The organism is Corynebacterium aquilae DSM 44791 (genome assembly GCF_001941445.1).
In the GTDB taxonomy this organism is placed as follows: domain Bacteria; phylum Actinomycetota; class Actinomycetes; order Mycobacteriales; family Mycobacteriaceae; genus Corynebacterium; species Corynebacterium aquilae.
Genome location: NZ_CP009245.1, coordinates 2,616,924 through 2,634,300, shown reverse-complemented (window position 1 = coordinate 2,634,300; position 17,377 = coordinate 2,616,924). Strand labels below are relative to the sequence as shown.

16 protein-coding genes are annotated in these 17,377 nt (G+C 61.9%); 7 read left to right on the top strand and 9 right to left on the bottom strand.

Annotation, left to right across the window (positions count from 1 at the left end):
- Positions 1-527: 527 nt before the first annotated feature.
- The 5 genes from CAQU_RS11145 to CAQU_RS11120 form a co-directional block, all read right to left on the bottom strand.
- Positions 528-947: a hypothetical protein gene (locus CAQU_RS11145; protein ID WP_075727766.1), complete on the bottom strand. Its 420-nt coding sequence runs from the start codon at positions 945-947 to the stop codon at positions 528-530.
- Between the two features lie 288 nt (positions 948-1,235).
- Positions 1,236-1,634 (bottom strand): hypothetical protein, encoded by a 399-nt coding sequence (locus CAQU_RS11135; protein ID WP_075727762.1) that lies wholly within the window; start codon positions 1,632-1,634, stop codon positions 1,236-1,238.
- Entirely contained in the window at positions 1,634-1,927 is a 294-nt protein-coding gene (locus tag CAQU_RS11130; protein ID WP_075727760.1) for a hypothetical protein, read from the bottom strand. The genes CAQU_RS11135 and CAQU_RS11130 overlap by 1 nt, the downstream gene beginning before the upstream one ends.
- A 357-nt stretch (positions 1,928-2,284) precedes the next feature.
- The gene (locus CAQU_RS11125; protein WP_084563261.1) at positions 2,285-5,524 is read right to left on the bottom strand and encodes a (Fe-S)-binding protein; all 3,240 of its coding nucleotides are present in this window, start codon (positions 5,522-5,524) and stop codon (positions 2,285-2,287) included.
- Positions 5,525-5,637: 113 nt separating this feature from the next.
- Positions 5,638-6,864 carry an AI-2E family transporter gene (locus CAQU_RS11120; protein ID WP_075727758.1) on the bottom strand — a complete coding sequence of 409 codons (1,227 nt, stop codon included), beginning with the start codon at positions 6,862-6,864 and terminating at the stop codon, positions 5,638-5,640.
- 339 nt (positions 6,865-7,203) lie between these two features.
- Here CAQU_RS11120 and CAQU_RS11115 point away from each other — a divergent pair, with 339 nt between their 5' ends.
- From CAQU_RS11115 to CAQU_RS11090, 6 genes are all read left to right on the top strand, one after another.
- Complete coding sequence (locus CAQU_RS11115; protein ID WP_075727756.1) at positions 7,204-7,374, top strand: PspC domain-containing protein; 171 nt, start codon at positions 7,204-7,206, stop codon at positions 7,372-7,374.
- Between the two features lie 100 nt (positions 7,375-7,474).
- Positions 7,475-7,711 carry a PspC domain-containing protein gene (locus CAQU_RS11110; RefSeq protein ID WP_075728722.1) on the top strand — a complete coding sequence of 79 codons (237 nt, stop codon included), beginning with the start codon at positions 7,475-7,477 and terminating at the stop codon, positions 7,709-7,711.
- Positions 7,712-8,093: 382 nt separating this feature from the next.
- Complete coding sequence (gene dnaK / locus CAQU_RS11105; protein WP_075727754.1) at positions 8,094-9,923, top strand: molecular chaperone DnaK; 1,830 nt, start codon at positions 8,094-8,096, stop codon at positions 9,921-9,923.
- A 3-nt stretch (positions 9,924-9,926) separates the two neighbouring features.
- On the top strand, positions 9,927-10,508 hold the full coding sequence (gene grpE, locus CAQU_RS11100; RefSeq protein ID WP_075727752.1) for a nucleotide exchange factor GrpE: 582 nt from the start codon (positions 9,927-9,929) through the stop codon (positions 10,506-10,508).
- 157 nt (positions 10,509-10,665) lie between these two features.
- A complete protein-coding gene (gene dnaJ, locus CAQU_RS11095; RefSeq protein ID WP_075727750.1) occupies positions 10,666-11,847 on the top strand; it encodes a molecular chaperone DnaJ in 1,182 nt (393 codons plus the stop codon).
- A gap of 31 nt (positions 11,848-11,878) precedes the next feature.
- Positions 11,879-12,292 (top strand): heat shock protein transcriptional repressor HspR, encoded by a 414-nt coding sequence (locus tag CAQU_RS11090; RefSeq protein ID WP_075727748.1) that lies wholly within the window; start codon positions 11,879-11,881, stop codon positions 12,290-12,292.
- A gap of 122 nt (positions 12,293-12,414) precedes the next feature.
- Here the strand turns inward: CAQU_RS11090 and CAQU_RS11085 are convergent, their stop codons facing one another.
- Both CAQU_RS11085 and CAQU_RS11080 read right to left on the bottom strand, forming a co-directional pair.
- Positions 12,415-13,521 carry a DUF1648 domain-containing protein gene (locus CAQU_RS11085; protein ID WP_075727746.1) on the bottom strand — a complete coding sequence of 369 codons (1,107 nt, stop codon included), beginning with the start codon at positions 13,519-13,521 and terminating at the stop codon, positions 12,415-12,417.
- Between the two features lie 13 nt (positions 13,522-13,534).
- A complete protein-coding gene (locus CAQU_RS11080) occupies positions 13,535-13,912 on the bottom strand; it encodes a GntR family transcriptional regulator (protein WP_075727744.1) in 378 nt (125 codons plus the stop codon).
- 323 nt (positions 13,913-14,235) lie between these two features.
- On the opposite strand from CAQU_RS11080, the gene exaC reads away from it, so the two are divergent.
- Positions 14,236-15,756: an acetaldehyde dehydrogenase ExaC gene (gene exaC, locus CAQU_RS11075; protein WP_075727742.1), complete on the top strand. Its 1,521-nt coding sequence runs from the start codon at positions 14,236-14,238 to the stop codon at positions 15,754-15,756.
- Positions 15,757-15,890: 134 nt separating this feature from the next.
- Here exaC and CAQU_RS11070 read toward each other — a convergent pair whose 3' ends face one another.
- Both CAQU_RS11070 and CAQU_RS11065 read right to left on the bottom strand, forming a co-directional pair.
- A complete protein-coding gene (locus CAQU_RS11070; protein ID WP_075727740.1) occupies positions 15,891-17,060 on the bottom strand; it encodes an alpha/beta hydrolase in 1,170 nt (389 codons plus the stop codon).
- Complete coding sequence (locus CAQU_RS11065; RefSeq protein WP_075727738.1) at positions 17,054-17,320, bottom strand: hypothetical protein; 267 nt, start codon at positions 17,318-17,320, stop codon at positions 17,054-17,056. The genes CAQU_RS11070 and CAQU_RS11065 overlap by 7 nt, the downstream gene beginning before the upstream one ends.
- Positions 17,321-17,377: the final 57 nt, after the last annotated feature.

Below are 17,377 nucleotides of genomic sequence, written 5' to 3'. Positions count from 1 at the left end.
AGGCTCGTGAAAACAGACTGCTTGGGTGCGCAGCCGTTAACAACAGGTGAAATAACAAAGGGGGTAGGGATGCTCGAGGGCGCGAGAAAGTCGCGAAAAACTCACGCGCCACATGCGAGTCAATTACACCGGTGGCCTATCGCCAGTGGGACGAATCCGTCCGCCAATCCGAGACAAAGGGGTAGTTCTCCTCGAAAAACAGTGGCCTCACACACTGTGAGTGCCATCTCTGTAGCGCACATCATATGGCCTAACACACAAAAAGCCAACTGTGTTCGCAAAAATTGTGAAGAAGTGCCCATTAACCAGCCGAAACTAGCAGCCGGCAAGGGGGAATATGGGTGTGCTCAAACGCGAATGCGAGCCAAGCGGCGAGACTTCCTTCACCGTGAGGGCCTTTCGCGCTTCCAAACTCAAAAACACGCGCACAGCAAGAGGTGTTCGCGTCGAAACGACCACCTCAAAAGGTGACACCGGTGGGCTGCGGTTTGTGAAAGCGGCCACGAAAAGACACTGCGGGGTGGAAGCTAGCAATAGGCCACCGGGCCTTGTAGTACCCACAGCACACCAAGACCACACAGCGCCAGCGCCGAAAGAGTTGCCACGAGCAAGCCGCTCAACACCCGCCGCCCCCGATCCCACGGGGCCGCGGTTGCCACGTGAGTGCACGCGGTGATGGCAACAAGGGAACACAACCCAAAACTGACCATGCGCAAACCAAAGGGGCCGATAAAGAACTGCCTAAACGTGTCGTTGGCAAGCACCGGGAAACTAGCGGTGAAAGCAAACACAGCCACATAGACTCCGCTGAGAATCAACAGCCCGGAAAAACCGGCAGTGTGGTCTGCGCCAGGTGCGTTGGCCGCATCCGGCGGGATACTCCCGCCGAGGCCACCTGATTGCCCGAGCTGTGGATCAAAAGCAGCATTTCCAGAAGAACTACTCACCAAGACTGCGCTCCTCGAATCGGTCTGCGATCGAAACGCACTCGCTTGCGCGAGTGCTCGCATAGTGATGCGTCATCACAGCTAAGCCCGACCAAGCAACCGCCAAAGACACAGCCAGTGACACTGCCTGTATGAGTCTGCCGGAGGTTAGAAGGTGCATCGCGCCAACAACGCCACCGAGAATCACACATCCAATCACGGCAGTTCGCGGCTCAAACCCGCCCAAGAGGAAAGCCGCCACGGTAGCTGCGGGCACAAGAAGTACCACCGGGTAGACAGGGCCGAACTTCACCATAGGTACACCACCCCTTCGCCAGTCAGGCACCCCACGAGCAGCTCCGCGGCGAACATCCCCACAAAAACCACAGCGATCAAAAATGCGTATACGGTCAGGAAAACTCCGTTGAAGACCCTTTCTGGCTTGCACCGCCAACCAAGGTAGCTGCTGATCACGACAAAGCCAGCTACCAGGTAGGAGCCAATGATGGCGAGGGTGAAATAGCCGTTAGAAATTTCAATCCCCAACCCCATCGTGGTTGTCACTTCCGCCGACTTATACAGCGGCGACTGCAACCAGATAAAGCCATAGAGCAGCGCCAAATGAACTAAAGCGGCGAGGGCTACCCATGCACTTCGCCGCCGCCACTGGATGTGATCAAAGTGTGACGCTTGTGTTTGCGAACTCATCAGACCACCGCCGGAATCCCGTAGCAGCCTTCACCGGCGCTGCGCCAAACAATCGCGGCCGCGCTCATCGCGCAGATGACCACGAACAATGAAATTCCAGCAATGAAGTGCGCGGTCCGAAGCGGGTACCGCTCCTGGCGGAGATGCAGAAAACTAAACCCAGCGCAGCACAGCACCGTGACAACAATGCCCACAGCAATATGGATGGCCACGGCGAGCGAAATTGCGATAGCTCCCAGCGGGAGCAGCGCAAGTGAAATCGGAAAAACCCGCTGGCTCAATTCCCCAGTCACTAGGACTCTATTTGAGGTGCGCATGGTGGTAGCCGGTGGCATTTTGAATTTTTTTGTTCCCGTGGATCATCAAAAAGCTCCTCTATAGCCCCTCGCTGCTGACGCGAATTTCGTGGCCCGAGAAGCGCCTTCGGATGCGAAAAACTTTGGGGCAGCCCGAAGGCTACGAGGGGCGGTAAAGATGGTGCGACAAGGAACGAAACACGTTTCCCAAACATGGTAAGCCTGCCCTTGCCTGTCGTGGTGTGAATTCTAGCAAGGGTGAAATACATGTCAATAGCTTCAATAAAAAGTCTGACATGGGTATGTCTAGGAAATTGGGCATCTCAACCCAAAATGCAAAGCCGCCTACCGGGCTTACTCTTCTTCCCCGCGTGAAGGATGTGTGTCTTCAGGTGAGGTAGTTGAATCCCTTTTAGCCGGAGGTGTTGCTGCACTGGAAGGCTTTGGTGCCACAGGCGCGGGAGGTACCGCGCCCGGTGCTACGACTGCTCCCGGCGCAGCAGGTGCGGCCGGTGCGGGAGGCACAGCGCCCGGTGCTACGACTGCTCCTGGCGCAGTGGGTGCATCCGGTGCAGGTGCGGCAGCACTAGGCGCTTGCGGTGCGGCCGGTGCGGCAGCGCTGGGAGGACGTGGTGCGCTGGGGGCGGGGGGAACGGCTGTTGGTGCGGCCGCTTGAGGAGCATTGGGTGCTGCTGGTGCGGGAGGTACCGCGCCCGGTGCTTGCGGTGCAGTCGGTGCAGATGCTCCCGGCGCGGCAGGCACTTGTGGTGCTACTGCGCTGGGTGGGCGTGGTGCGCTGGGGGCGGGGGGAACGGCTGTTGGTGTGGCCGCTTGAGGAGCATTGGGGGCTGCTGGTGCGGGAGGTACCGCACCCGGTGCTTGCGGTGCGGCCGGTGCAGATCCTCCTGGCGCAGCAGGTGCAGTCGGTGCAGGAGGCACAGCACCCGGTGCTACTGCTGCTCCTGGCGCAGTGGGTGCAGCCGGTGCAGGTGCGGCAGTATTAGGTGCTTGGGGTGCGGCAGCGCCAGGTGCCTGAGGCGCAGTCGGTGCGGATGCTCCCGGAGCGACAGGCGCTTGTGGTGCGACTGCGCTGGGTGGGCGTGGTGCGCTGGGGGCTGGGGGAACTGCTGCTGGTGCGGTCGCTTGAGGAGCGCTGGGGGCTGCTGGTGCGGGAGGTACCGCACCCGGTGCTTGCGGTGCTGCCGGTGCAGAAGCAACCGGAGCGGCAGGTGCTTGAGGTGCGGCAGCACCAGGTGCTTGAGGTGCCACCGGCGCAGACGCGCCAGGTGCGGGTGCGCTCGCAGCGGGGGTGCTCACACCGGGTGCTTTCATGCCGGGCGCCGGGGGAGTAGCAGCAGCCGGCGGTGTCGGCGTGGTTGCTGTTGCTGGGGCAGCTGGGGCGGAAACCTGGGTGGAGGTCACCGCCGGAGTCTGCGTGGGTTCAGACGCTTGAGCTGTCTTAGTGTCGGCCTTCTTCGGTTCCCGCTTAAGCGGCTGCAAGGGCTTGAGCGGCAACGGCTTCGGCAATTTCCCATCGACCGTTACTGCGTCGCGCATCAATACGGCGACGTCTTTGATGTCGACGGCATCGTTTGTGGATCCGGTCGCTTTCATGCCGCCAGTGAGCATGGTGTGGCAGAAGGGGCAACCTACGGCTACCGTGCCAGCGCCCGTATCCCGCAGTTCCGCGGCGCGCGCATCGGCAATGCGGGTGCCCAGTTTTTCTTCCATAAACATGCGGGCGCCACCGGCACCGCAACACATCGCATTGTCTTTATTGCGGGGCGCCTCATTGAGCGGCCCGACTTCGCCGAGCAGCTCGCGTGGAGGATCGAAAACCTTATTGTGGCGGCCCAGGAAGCACGGATCGTGGTAGGTGATCGGGCGGCGGTTGGCATCGGTGCGCGGAACCGGGGTTAGACGTCCCTCCCGCACCAGACGGTTCAACAGCTGGGTGTGGTGGAACACCTCGAAGTGGCCGTCGAAATCTGGGTATTCGTTGCGGATAGTGTTGAAACAGTGCGCACAGGTCGTGATGATTTTGCGCTGCCCTCGCGGCACGCCGTCGAAGGCCTCGTTGAGGGTTTCGACGTTTTGCTCCGCGAGCATCTGGAACAAGAACTCGTTGCCGGCGCGGCGCGCCGGGTCACCTGTGCAGGTTTCCCCGTCGCCGAGGACGGCGAAGGGCACCCCGGCGGTGTTGAGCAATTCGACCACTGCGATGGTGGTTTGTTGGGCCGCATCGTCGTAGACGCCGGCGCAGCCCACCCAGTACAGGTACTCGATGTTGTCCATGGTGGCGTCGTCGCCGATGACTGGCACCTGCAATCCGCGGTCGCGGGCTTTGTCGATCCAGGTGCGCCGCTCGGAGGCGTTGCGGCCCCAGGGGTTGCCTTTGTTTTCGAGGTTTTTGAACAGCCCGGTGAGTTCTTGGGGGAAGTCTGCTTCCTCCAGCACCTGGTAGCGGCGCAATGCGGCCACGTGGTCGATGTGTTCGATATCGACGGGGCATTGCTCGACGCACGCGCCACAGTTGGTGCAGCTCCATAGCTCATCGGGGTGAATGGAATTGCCGACCAAGGTGAATGCTGATTCGCCGGAAAGGGCGGCGTCGCGTTCGGCCATGATGAGTTTTTTGGGGCTCAAGGGTTTGTTGGTGTTCCATGCCGGGCACACATCCTGGCAGCGGCCGCACTCGGTGCAGGTGGCTGAATCCAAAAGCATTTTCCAGGAGGCATCACCGACGCGCCCCACCCCGACCGGGCCGTCGGCCTCAAGGTCGGGGGTGGCTAGTTTCCCGAGGGCGGGTGCGCCGTCGGGGTTGCGCTGCAAGAAGATGTTGAAAAACGCCAAGAAGCGGTGCCAGGCCACGCCCCAGCGCAGCTGTTGGCCGACGATGAACAGCCAGATCATGCCGGTGAGCAGTTTGATCAGGGCGAAAACACTGACCATGGTGGCGTTGGCGGGCAGGAGTTTGGCTAGCTGGATGGTGAAAAAGTCGGTGTGGGGGTTGCCGAAGAGTAGCGGCCAGGTGGCGATTCGGCCAGCTTTGACCATCAGCATGCCCAGGCCCTCCAGCAGGACGACGGCTTCGACGAAGTGGGCGGCGGTGGCATTGGAGCCGTAGAAGCGGTTGCGCTCGCTGCCGCGGGTGGAAAGGCGCACCCCGATGAGGAACAGCACCCCGATGACGGTTCCCAGCCCCAGCAGTTCGTCGACGAGGTGGTAGGCGTGGGTGTCGCCGATGATTGGCCAAGACCCCTGGGGGTTGAAGGTTTGAATGTAGGCCTCGAACCACACGATGCTGCCCAGCAGGAAGCCCACCATCACCAGCCAGTGGGCGGCCGCCACAAACGGTTTGCGGGCGAGTTCGGTGTGGAAGACCACCTCTTTGAGCAGGGTTGCTAGGCGGGTGGGGAGCTGGTCGGTGCGGGTAAAACTATCGGGTCTTCCCGCCTTGACGAAGCGGAATAGTTTCACCGCGCCCGTCAGGAAGTAGCCCCATGCGGGTAGCGACAGCAAGACACCTAAAAGCCCCAGCGTCATCGTCTGGGCGGTGATCGTGGGGCAGGAGGCGATAAGGCTGTCGAGCATGTTCCCAATCATATGGCTAGAGTGCATAAACCCCTCAATGAAGCCAGCCCTAAAAAAATCCCGCCGCACCGGGGTGCGACGGGATTGCCTAAGCGGGCAGAGCGGAAGTGTTTTTAAGACTTCTTTTCCATCCGGCTAATGGAGCGCAGCTTGGATTTCACCGCTTCCAAACCTTCGGCGCTGTCGCCGTGCTTGTGGGAACCATTTTTGGTGGCCACCTCGATGTCCTCGAGGGTTTTTTCTCCTGCGCGCAGGGAGACCAGGTCGCCGTGGTAGCGCAGCCATACGGCCAGGGTGGCGGCGACGGGCACCGCCAGGAAGGCGCCGATGATGCCGAACAAGGTGCCACCAACGGTGACGGATAGCAGCACGATCACCGGGTGCAGATCCATGGCCTTGGACTGCAGGATGGGGGACAGGATGTGGCTTTCCAGCTGCTGCACGGCGATGATCAGGATCAGCACGCCGATGGCGGTGGTGGGGCCGTTGGATACCAGTGCGATGAGCACACTGATTGCGCCCGCGGAGATTGCGCCGATGATCGGGATGAATCCGGCGAAGAAGGTCAGCACGGTCAGCACCAGTGCGAGCGGCACCTTCATCAGCACCAGGCCGATGCCGATGAAGATGGCATCCACCAGCGACACGGCGGCCTGGGCGCGGATGAATCCGGCGAGGGTGTTCCAGGTGCGGGTGAGGACCTCGGTGAGGTGCCAGCCCCAGGTCGGGCCGCTGACGCGGCGCACCCACGGCAGGAACTTCGGGCCGTCTTTGAGGAAGAAGAAGGACAGCACCAGTGCGATAACACCGGTGACGACAACCTCGGAGGCGGTGGACACGCCGGCGACAACTCCGGATGCCAGGTCGGAAGAGGAGCTCTTGAGTCGCACGATGAGCTGGTCGAGAGCGTTGTTGACCTGCTCGGTGCGGATGTTTAGCGGCGGGCCCTGGATCCAGGACTGCAGCTGATCGACGCCGACGAAAGCCTTTTCGTACAGCTCCTTTGACTGGTCAGCAACCGACGGGGCCATGGCGGAGAAAATTCCGCCGAAGGCTGCGAAGACACCCAGGATGGTGGTCAGTACAGCCAAGGCTGGGGGGAACTTGTGCTCCCGCAGCCAGCGCACTGGCGGCCACAGGACGGTGCAGAACAAGATGGCCAACAGGATGGGAAGCAGGCCGCTCCACACTTTGCCGAGCCCCAAAAACGCGATGTAGCCAGCGATGGCAAGGATGATGAAGCGCAGCGCCCAGGACGCGAGCCAGCGACCATCGCGACCAATAATGCTGGCGCGATCGAGCTTCTCAACGGTCCCGTCGGACGGTGATTGAGACGTCATAGTGTTCAGTGAAGTCCTCTTGCTTAAAAGGGATGTAATGCGAAACCTCCAGCGGGCTTTGCTGAGCAAAGACCGCTAAACTCGGCGAATTCTCAGGAAAACTCCTGGTGGCGCCGACAAGGTTCGCGACAACACTACCCAAGTGCGCGCCTTTTTAACAATGTGTGCCACTGCGTTTCACAAGTCTTCCAACCCGCCGTCGGCGCAGGGAAGTAGGGGAGATGAGGGTAAAAGTGGAGTTTTTCAGGGCAATCCCTGATGCGCGACACCCGCTCGGGGGAATACGGTGGACACCATGAGCAACAACAATGATTTCAATCCCTCCAACTTCGGCCCCGCCTGCGCCGCGATGTCGCCAATGGCTGGTTCTTCGGTGTCTGTGCCGGTATTGCCCGCACTTATGGTCTCAATGTGCACTTGGTGCGGCTTGCTTTTGTCGCTTCCTGTCTCCTGCCGGGCCCTCAGATCTTGCTGTACCTCATTTTGTGGATGATCATGCCGGCCGATTAAGGTTCCCCGAAAAGATTTCCAGGCCCCGGTGTCGCCCTTGTGGTGATGCCGGGGCCGGGTTTTGCTGTGGGGGAGGGTGTGGCTCTTTTACAGTGAAGCTATGAAGTCTCATGGGTACCCCGCAGATAACGGATATGTCAGCATCTCGCACCCGCATGCGGCGCGGCTGACGCGCGATACGAAAAACAAGATGATCGCTGGGGTGTGCGCCGGGCTGGGGCGCACCTACAACATCAATGTCACCTTGCTGCGGGTGCTTTTTGTGGCCTCCTTGGTTCTTCCCGGGGCGCAGGTGTTGTTGTATGCGGTGCTGTGGGCGGTCATTCCTCGCGGCTAGGTATTCCTCGTTGATTCCTCGTTGATTCCTTGTTGGCCACTAGTCCTTATCTTTTTGGGGGAGCTGTGTCGGCTGTCGGGTGGTGTTTTGTGGGGCGTGTTGGGGGTCAGTGTTGTAGGTCAGTGGTGTGGGGGCGTGGGGGCGGATGCGATGTTTTTTGCGTGGGGTGGCGTGTTTTTGCAGGTCAAGGCTATGTGATGTAGCTCATATTAAAAAAGTTGAGTCGGGTGGGAACAACTTTGGGTGGGCTGTAGTTAAGTCAAGTAGAAAGCTTGAGTGGCCCACACTCAAGGCGACTGCTAGAGTGGTCGCCAGTGTTGAGTGGGGTTCACGCAACTTCATCTCAACAACAATAAAAATCAACTTTTAAGGAGACCACATCATGGGACGTGCAGTAGGCATCGACCTCGGTACCACCAACTCTGTCGTATCTGTTCTCGAAGGCGGCGAGCCCGTCGTCATCGCTAACGCTGAAGGCGCCCGGACCACCCCGTCTGTCGTCGCTTTCGCCAAGAACGGTGAGGTTCTGGTCGGCCAGTCCGCCAAGAACCAGGCCGTCACCAACGTCGACCGCACCATTCGCTCCGTCAAGCGCCACATCGGCGAAGACTGGACCGTCGCCATCGACGACAAGAAGTACACCCCGCAGGAAATTTCCGCCCGCACCCTGATGAAGCTCAAGCGCGACGCCGAGGCTTACCTGGGTGAGGACGTCACCGACGCGGTGATCACCGTTCCCGCATACTTCTCCGACGCTCAGCGTCAGGCCACCAAGGAGGCCGGCCAGATCGCAGGCATGAACGTGCTGCGTATCGTCAACGAGCCGACCGCAGCCGCCCTGGCTTACGGCCTGGAAAAGGGCGATAAGGAACAGACCATCCTGGTCTTCGACCTCGGTGGCGGTACCTTCGACGTCTCCCTGCTCGAAATCGGCGACGGTGTCGTCGAGGTGCGCGCCACCTCCGGTGACAACGCCCTCGGTGGCGACGACTGGGACCAGCGCATCGTTGACTGGCTCGTCGAGAAGTTCAAGTCCGCCAACGGCATCGACCTGACCAAGGACAAGATGGCCCTGCAGCGTCTGCGTGAGGCTGCCGAGAAGGCAAAGATTGAGCTGTCCTCCAGCCAGTCCGCCACCATCAACCTGCCCTACATCACCGTCGACGCCGACAAGAACCCGCTGTTCCTCGACGAGACCCTGTCCCGCGCAGAATTCCAGCGCATCACCCAGGACCTGCTGGATCGCTGCAAGGCTCCCTTCAACCAGGTCGTCAAGGATGCCGGCATCTCCGTCGGCGACATCGACCACGTCGTGCTCGTCGGTGGCTCCACCCGTATGCCGGCCGTGAGCGAGCTCGTCAAGGAGCTCACCGGCGGCAAGGAGCCCAACAAGGGCGTGAACCCGGACGAGGTCGTCGCCGTTGGTGCTGCCCTGCAGGCCGGCGTGCTGCGCGGCGAAGTCAAGGACGTGCTGCTGCTCGACGTCACCCCGCTGTCCCTCGGTATCGAAACCAAGGGTGGCGTGATGACCAAGCTCATCGAGCGCAACACCACCATCCCGACCAAGCGTTCCGAGACCTTCACCACCGCTGAGGACAACCAGCCCAGCGTCCAGATCCAGGTCTTCCAGGGCGAGCGCGAAATCGCCTCCGCCAACAAGCTGCTCGGCTCCTTCGAGCTCGGCGGCATCGCACCGGCACCGCGCGGTGTGCCCCAGATCGAGGTGACCTTCGACATCGACGCCAACGGCATCGTCCACGTCACCGCCAAGGACAAGGGCACCGGCAAGGAAAACACCATCAAGATCCAGGACGGCTCCGGCCTGTCCCAGGAAGAAATCGACCGCATGGTCAAGGATGCTGAGGCCCACGCAGAAGAGGACAAGAAGCGCCGCGAGGAGCAGGAAATCCGCAACTCTGCCGAGTCCATGGCATACCAGACCCGCAAGTTCGTCGAAGACAACTCCGACAAGCTCTCCGAGGACCGCAAGAACAAGGTCGAAGAGGCAGCCAAGGCCGTCGACGAAGCCCTCAAGGGCGACGACATCGAGGCCATCAAGACCGCCGTCGAGACCCTGTCCAAGGAATCCCAGGAAATGGGTAGCGAAATCTACGCCGCACAGGCCGACGAAGGCGCCACCCAGGCCGACGCCCCCGCCGACGACAACGTCGTCGACGCCGAGGTCGTCGACGAAGACGAAGAAAAGAAGTAAACCATGACGACCAACCCCGAGGAACAGGCACCAACCCCCGACGAGGCAGCCGAGGTCTTCGAGGACAGCCAGCAGCAGGAAGCTACTCCCGCCGACGCTGACGCCGAAACCACCACCGACGCAGCCGAAGCAGAAGCAGCACAGTCCGCCGAGCCAGCAGCAAACGATGACATCGAAGCCCAACTGGCAGAGCGCACCGAAGACCTGCAGCGAGTAACCGCCGAGTACGCCAACTTCCGCCGGCGCACCGAGCGCGACCGCGCAGCAGTCATCGACACCGCCAAAGGCTCCGTGCTCACCGAACTGCTCCCCATCCTCGACGATCTGGGGTTGGCCGCCCAGCACGGCGACCTGGAAGGCCCACTGAAAAGCGTCAACGACAAACTGCACGCAGTGTTGACCAAGTTCGGGGTGCAACCCTTCGGCGAAGCCGGAGAAGCATTCGACCCCGAACGGCACGAAGCCGTCCAGGACACCTCCACCGGCGATGACAAGGTCCTCGGCCTCGTCATGCGCCAGGGCTACGCCCACGGCGAGCGCATCCTGCGCACCGCCATGGTGATGATCTCCGACCCGGCAGAATAAACCATCACCGAAGAACAAACGGGCCGGCGAGGCACCCGCTGCCCCGCCGGCCCGTTTGCTCCCCTTAGCTTTAGTTATTAACAACCACTAAAAACCACTAACAAGACAAAATATTTAGCAACAAACAACCGGTCATACGCCGGAAGGAGGACGCCCAGTGAACAAAAGCGAATGGGCAGACAAAGACTATTACGCGGACCTGGGTGTCTCTAAGTCCGCCAGCCACGACGACATTAAACGCGCCTACCGCAAATTAGCCCGCGACAATCACCCCGATAAAAACCCCGGGGATAAAAAAGCCGAGGACCGCTTCAAACGCGCCGCCGAAGCCTACGACGTCATCGGCGACGAAGCCAAGCGCAAAGAATACGACCAACTCAAAGCCATGCTCGCCTCCGGGCGCATGGGCGGATTCGGTCAGGCAGGAGGCGCCGGCTTTCCCGGCGGGTTTCGGACGAGCACGCAAGACTTCGACATCTCGGACATCTTCGGGCAAAGCGGAGGATTTAGCGCGGACGGCTCTCTTGGTGACATCTTCGGTGGTCTTTTCAACCGCGGCGGCACTACTGGCCGCCAAGCACAACCCTCGCGGGGCGCGGACGTGGAAGCCGACATCACGCTCGACTTTCGGGAAGCCACCAAAGGGACGACGATCCCGATTCAACTAACCGGCGACGCACCGTGCGCAACCTGCCACGGATCTGGCAGCGCCTCCGGGCAGCCCACCCGCTGCGACAAATGCAACGGCTCCGGGTTTACCAGTGAAAACAAAGGTGCCTTCGGATTCAGCGCCCCCTGCGACAAATGCCACGGCTCCGGGTCCATCATCACCGACCCCTGTGGCGACTGCGCCGGGCGCGGCACCATCCACAAAACCCGCAGCATTCGCGTGAAAATCCCCGCCGGAGTCATCGACGGCCAAAAAGTCCGGCTTGCCGGCCAAGGTGAGGCAGGCCCCAACGGCAAACCATCCGGCGACCTGTTCGTCACCGTGCACGTCACCCCGGACAAGATCTTCACCCGCGACGGCAACGACCTCGCAGTCACCGTCCCGGTGTCCTTCGGCGAACTATCCCTGGGCGGCACCATCACCGTGCCGACCCTGGGAACCCCAGTGCGCGTCAAGGTGCCCGCCGGCACCCCCAACGGTCGCACCCTGCGGGTCCGCGGCCGGGGCGTGGAAAAGCGCGACGGATCCAAAGGCGACCTGCTAGTCACCGTGGAAGTCAAAGTGCCCACCAACCTCGACGCCGCAGCCACCAGCGCACTGCGCACTTATGCGCAGGCGGAAAAAGACTCCGGTTTCGACCCCCGCGCCGACTGGGCCGGCAACGACTAACCCAGCGCGTGAAAGGAGATGAAGAAAAACCATGGCTGAAAACACCGACAACACGGACAACACCGAGGTGTACGTCATCTCCGTGGCGGCTGAGCTATCCGGCATGCACGCGCAAACCCTGCGCACCTACGACCGCATCGGCTTGGTCACCCCGCAACGCACCCGCGGCGGTGGCCGCCGATACTCCCGCAGCGACGTCGAAACGCTACGCACCATCCAGCGGCTCAGCCAAGACGAAGGCGTCAACCTCGCAGGCATCAAAGAGATCTTGCACCTCAAAGCCGAAAACGAACGGCTGCGCCGCGCCAACCAGCAACTGCGGGAAGAAAACGAGCACCTGCGCGCCACCTCCACAAGGCCCCGCGGCGAGCTCGTCCACGTGCCCCGCTCCACCGCCGTGGTGATGTGGGAAAAACGCCCCGCCCGCAAACGAGGCAGCAACTAACCAAACGCAGCTAACACGGCCCCAACACGCACAAGTGGGGTGTGCTCGAACACCACGAGCACACCCCACTTGTTTTGCATATCAGCTGTCTTTCGCACCCAGCGGGCACGCACTGCATTCGTCTACAGCAGCGCCAAGCTCAGTGGCGCCAGCAGCAGGCACACGATCACCACTCCAAAAACCTTCGCCGGCCAATGGGCGTAATTGAAGTCAATGCCCATACCAATAGTCTTTTCCACAAACAGGGCCGGATCATCGGGGTTGTAATAAAACAATCCCCACTTCAGATACGGGGTGCGGTCAAAAGTCACCTGCTCATCCGGCTCATCCAGATCCGGCTCCGCCAACCCCGCGGAGCGCTCCCCGGAGATCATGATCCAGGCCACCATGGCCAAGGATCCGATGATGCCAACAATGACGAACAGGGCAACCCACACGTTGGAATTTCCCGGCGGCAGCGGAGTGGTATCCGGCAGCGCAAGCGCCAAACCCAACACCGCGACCAGCGCCGACAAGGAACACATCAACCAGGCAGACCCCTTTTCGCTGGCTTGCATCATGGCCTGCAGGCGGGCCCTGTCCTTAGCGCCTTTGGTGCTGCGCGTGTACGCCAGCCCCGCAGTCTGCATCCACGACATCCCCAGCGACAGGGCAGTCACCCCAAAACCCATAAACTGGGCGAAAAACACCCCAGGGCCCTTATCGGTGAAACCGTTAGGCTCCCCGGAGGTGGAAAAGTGGGTGGCGAAGGTGTCGGGGATCTGTGACCACTGGGCAATCAACATCAAGGTGGTCGCCACAATGACCACGAGCGCCATGATGTGAGGCGCCCAGGAAATGGTGCCAGGCGTGATCTGATTGAGGCTCGTGCCGGCGACGTTGCCGACCATGCCCTGTTTAGGCACGGTCCAGCCCTGCCGGCGGATGTGGCTGGCGGCCTGCTTCCAGCCGATGATGCTAGCGATGGACAGCGCGAAGCTTCCCAGCAGCAACGGCCACACCGTGTGGGATGCCGGCGGGATGGCGGCCACCACGCACGTCACCAGCCCGGCGCCGCCGACGATGAGCCGGTAGCGGCGAGCCGCCGCAGCGATAGCGGGATCATCAACCTTGGATTTTGGGATGGGGACCCCGTAGGGGGTGCGCTGCTGTCGAAAGCGTCCCAGCATCAGCAGGATGAGGGTGCTTGTCAGCAGGGATAGTTCGGCAATGAGGACGAAACTGAGCATGATGGGTGTCTGCCTATGATGCGCTAAAGGATGCCAGCACGCTGCTGCAGGCGCTGGCCAACTGGGCGGGGGTCATGCCTTGGGCTTTGCCGAGTGCAAGCGCGGTCTCTACCTGGGCGGCAATGGCCTTGCGCTGTACGGCGGTGGCGCGGGTCGGGCGGGCAACCACGGTGCCTTCGCGGGGGTGGGTGACCACCACGCCTTCCTCCTGGAGTAGGTCGTAGGCCTTTTTTACGGTGGCCGGGTTGATGCCGAATTCCGCGGCGACCATGCGCACTGAGTTCAGTTTGGTGCCCGGGGCGAGCTCGCCGGAGGCGATTGCCTTGACGATGCTGTCGTGCAGTTGGGTGAAGATGGGGGTGGTGCTGAATGGGTCAACGATGATCGGCATGGTGTCTCCCTAAAAACGGCTTGTTGTATTAACGGTAGCAGTACAACGAAGCCTCAGCCATAGCGCGGCGGTGGGGGTAGTTCTCGGGGGTGGGTTGTGTGGAGTTCGCGAAGCCTCACATATCTCCACATGCATGTGTGGTGCAGCGCACATCTGCAAGTTTGTGAAGTTTGCAAACCAAGGTTTAAGGGGCTGCAAAAAATATGATTGCGGTCACAGCCATACGTGGCTACTTTGGTGTGACACATCCCAGGTTCCCGCATCTGTCCCACAAGGAAAAGACGAGACCGCGCGAACCACATCTCTTCTTATCAAGGAGCGTCATGACCGTTTACGCACGTCCCGGCACCGAAGGCGCAATCGCCAACTACCGCGAGCGCTACGACAACTACATCGGCGGACAATGGGTCGCCCCCGTCGATGGCGAGTACATGGACAACATCACCCCCATTACCGGTGAAGTGTTCTGCCAGGTTGCCCGCGGTAAGGCCGCGGACGTCGAACTGGCAGTCGAGGCCGCCGAGAAGGCCAAGGCCTCCTGGGGTGCGATGAGCGCCCAGAAGCGCGGCAATATCCTGCTGCAGATCGCCGACCGCATGGAACAGCACCTCGAAGAGCTGGCCGTCGCGGAAACCTGGGAAAACGGCAAAGCCGTCCGCGAGACCCTCGCCGCCGACATCCCGCTGGCCATCGACCAGTTCCGCTACTTTGCCGGTGTGGTCCGCACCCAGGAAGGTGGCATTTCCGAGATCGACGAGTACACCGTCGCCTACCACTTCCAGGAGCCCATTGGCGTTGTCGGAGCCATCATTCCCTGGAACTTCCCGCTGCTCATGGCGGCGTGGAAGATTGCGCCCGCCCTGGCCGCCGGTAACTGCATGATCCTCAAGCCGGCCGAGCAAACCCCGGCCTCCGTGCTGTACCTGCTCGACCTGATCGGCGACCTGCTCCCCGCGGGTGTGCTCAACGTGGTCAACGGCATCGGCACCGAAGCCGGTGCGGCGATCACCGCCAATAAGCGCATCATGAAGGTCGCCTTCACCGGCTCCACCGCCGTCGGCAAGCTCATCCACCAGGCCGTCGCCGACCGCATCATCCCCGTCACCCTGGAGCTCGGCGGCAAGTCCCCGAACGTGTTCTTCCCGGACGTGATGGACAAGGATGACGAATTCCTCGCCAAGGCCGTCGAAGGTGTGGCCATGTTCGCCCTGAACCAGGGCGAGGTGTGCACCTGCCCGTCCCGCGCCCTGATCCACGAAGACATCGCCGACGAGTTCATCGCGAAGGTCGTCGAAAAGGTCGAATCCATCCGCACCGGCGACCCGCTGGACACCGACACGATGATGGGTGCGCAGGCCTCCGAGGAGCAGATGGAGAAAATCTCCGGCTACCTCACCTCCGGACCGGCCGAAGGTGCAGAGGTCCTCACCGGTGGTGCCGTGGCCAAGATCGACGGCTTCGAGGGCGGCTACTACATCCAGCCGACCATCCTCAAGGGTGACAACTCCATGCAGTGCTTCCGGGAGGAAATCTTCGGCCCCGTCTTGGCGGTGACCACCTTCAAGGACTTCGACGAGGCCATGGAGATCGCCAACGACACCGAATACGGCCTGGGTGCCGGCGTGTGGACCCGCGACCAGAACACCGCCTACCGGGCAGGTCGCGCCATCCAGGCCGGTCGCGTGTGGGTGAACAACTACCACTCCTACCCGGCACACGCCGCCTTCGGTGGCTACAAGGAGTCCGGCCTGGGACGCGAGACCCACAAGATGATGATGAGTCACTACACCCAGACCAAGTGCATGCTCGTCTCCTACAGCGAGCGCCCCACCGGCCTGTTCTAATCAGACTTGCCGGGGACTTTTAGACCCCGGCGCCCAAGACCATCTGGCTAGAAGCGTGTGGCGCTTCTAGGGGAACGAGAGGGATGCGGCCCCCAAGCGCCCACGTCTCACCAGATGCTGCGGCCCCTGCACTGCTAGTGCGGGGGCCGCTTTGTGCTGTCTACCACCGCCTGCACGAAATCCGGGTCCTCAAAGTAGTCACTGTGGCCACCGGCAATGGGCACGGTATCGGCGGCAAAGGCGGCACTTGTGGGGTCGGGGCCATGGATCCCAGAGACCACCCCAATGGCATCGCGGGTGCCTAAGGAAGCAATCACACTGCCGCCGGGCGTGGCATGTAGCTCGGCGGCGTTGGGCACCCCCACTCCTGGAGAGCCGGCAAAAATGATCGCGTCCGCTGCGAGTGGATCCGCAGCCCGGGAGGCCGCCTGCCCCGCCACCACGCTGCCATAGGAATGCCCCACCAGCACCAGACGTGCGTCGGGGCGCCGGGCGCGCAAGGCCTGCTGGAAGTCATTTATGGCGCGACCGGCGGTGTCCGCCGGATCGTGTGCTATCCCCGCTAGGACAGTTGGGGGCGCGTGGTAGCCGAACCATGACACCACCGCCGCTCCCGACAACGTGGCCAGGTGCCGGGCCCGATCGAGGTTGCCAGCCCAGCGGGCCGGGTCGGCAGAACCCACCCCGTGGACGATAGTGATGACCGCTGGGGCGGTATCGATATCGCCGATGGCCATCACCGCTGTCGTGGCCCCGGCCTCCAGCACCTGCACATCCTGCGCCGCCACCACTTCCCGCATAGCTTCGGGCAGTGCGCTGTGTTGCAGGGTTTGACGGTTGATGGCATCGATGTGGGCGGCGGAGACGGTGCCGAAGTCAGCCAGCCCCACCCGCGTGGTCGGATCCGGATTGGGGCACAGCAAGTCTGTGGCGATGTCGATGTGGTGGGCGCACGCCTCATCCAGTTCGTGGCCGAGCTCTGCGACCAGTTGGTGCAGTTGTGCGATCAGTGGCGAGTCAGCCGGTAGGGTGCGGCGCACTAATTCGGCCCACCCGGTCAGTTGGGTTAATGCGGCAGCGGCGGAAACTAGGGTGTCTTCCACGGCGGCGATCGCCTCAAAAGACTTCAGCGCCTCGGCCTCGAGGTGTTCTTGGCGCCGGCGCGCCTGATCCACCCAGCCGGCGACGTGGTGTGTTACCGCATCCGCCAAGGCGGGAATCGGGCTTCGGCTACGGGCAAGTTGACGCAGCTGGGTGGCAGTGTGTTCCAGATCGGCGGCCTGTCCGGCCCATTGGGTCAGCATGGGTACCGCCCGGCAATTTCGGCGGCGTTGCGTTCCTCCACGGCGCGCACCGCGTCGCAGCCCGCCAGCATGTCCGCGCGGAGATCCTCGGAGCCGTCATAACTGCGGGTGTCGGCATCTGCCAGTGCAGTAGCAAAGCGGCTTAGGGCCGTTGCGGTGCGACCTGAATGCACTGTGGGGTGAAAGCGGTGGCTGGAAAATGCTGGGGCGCTGGCGATGGTGTCGCGGGCACGGTCAAGGTCTGGGTGATACGTCAGCATGGCTAGTTAGCCTGGCGCATGGGCAGGGTGTGCGGCGGTGGCTAAGAGCCTTGGTTG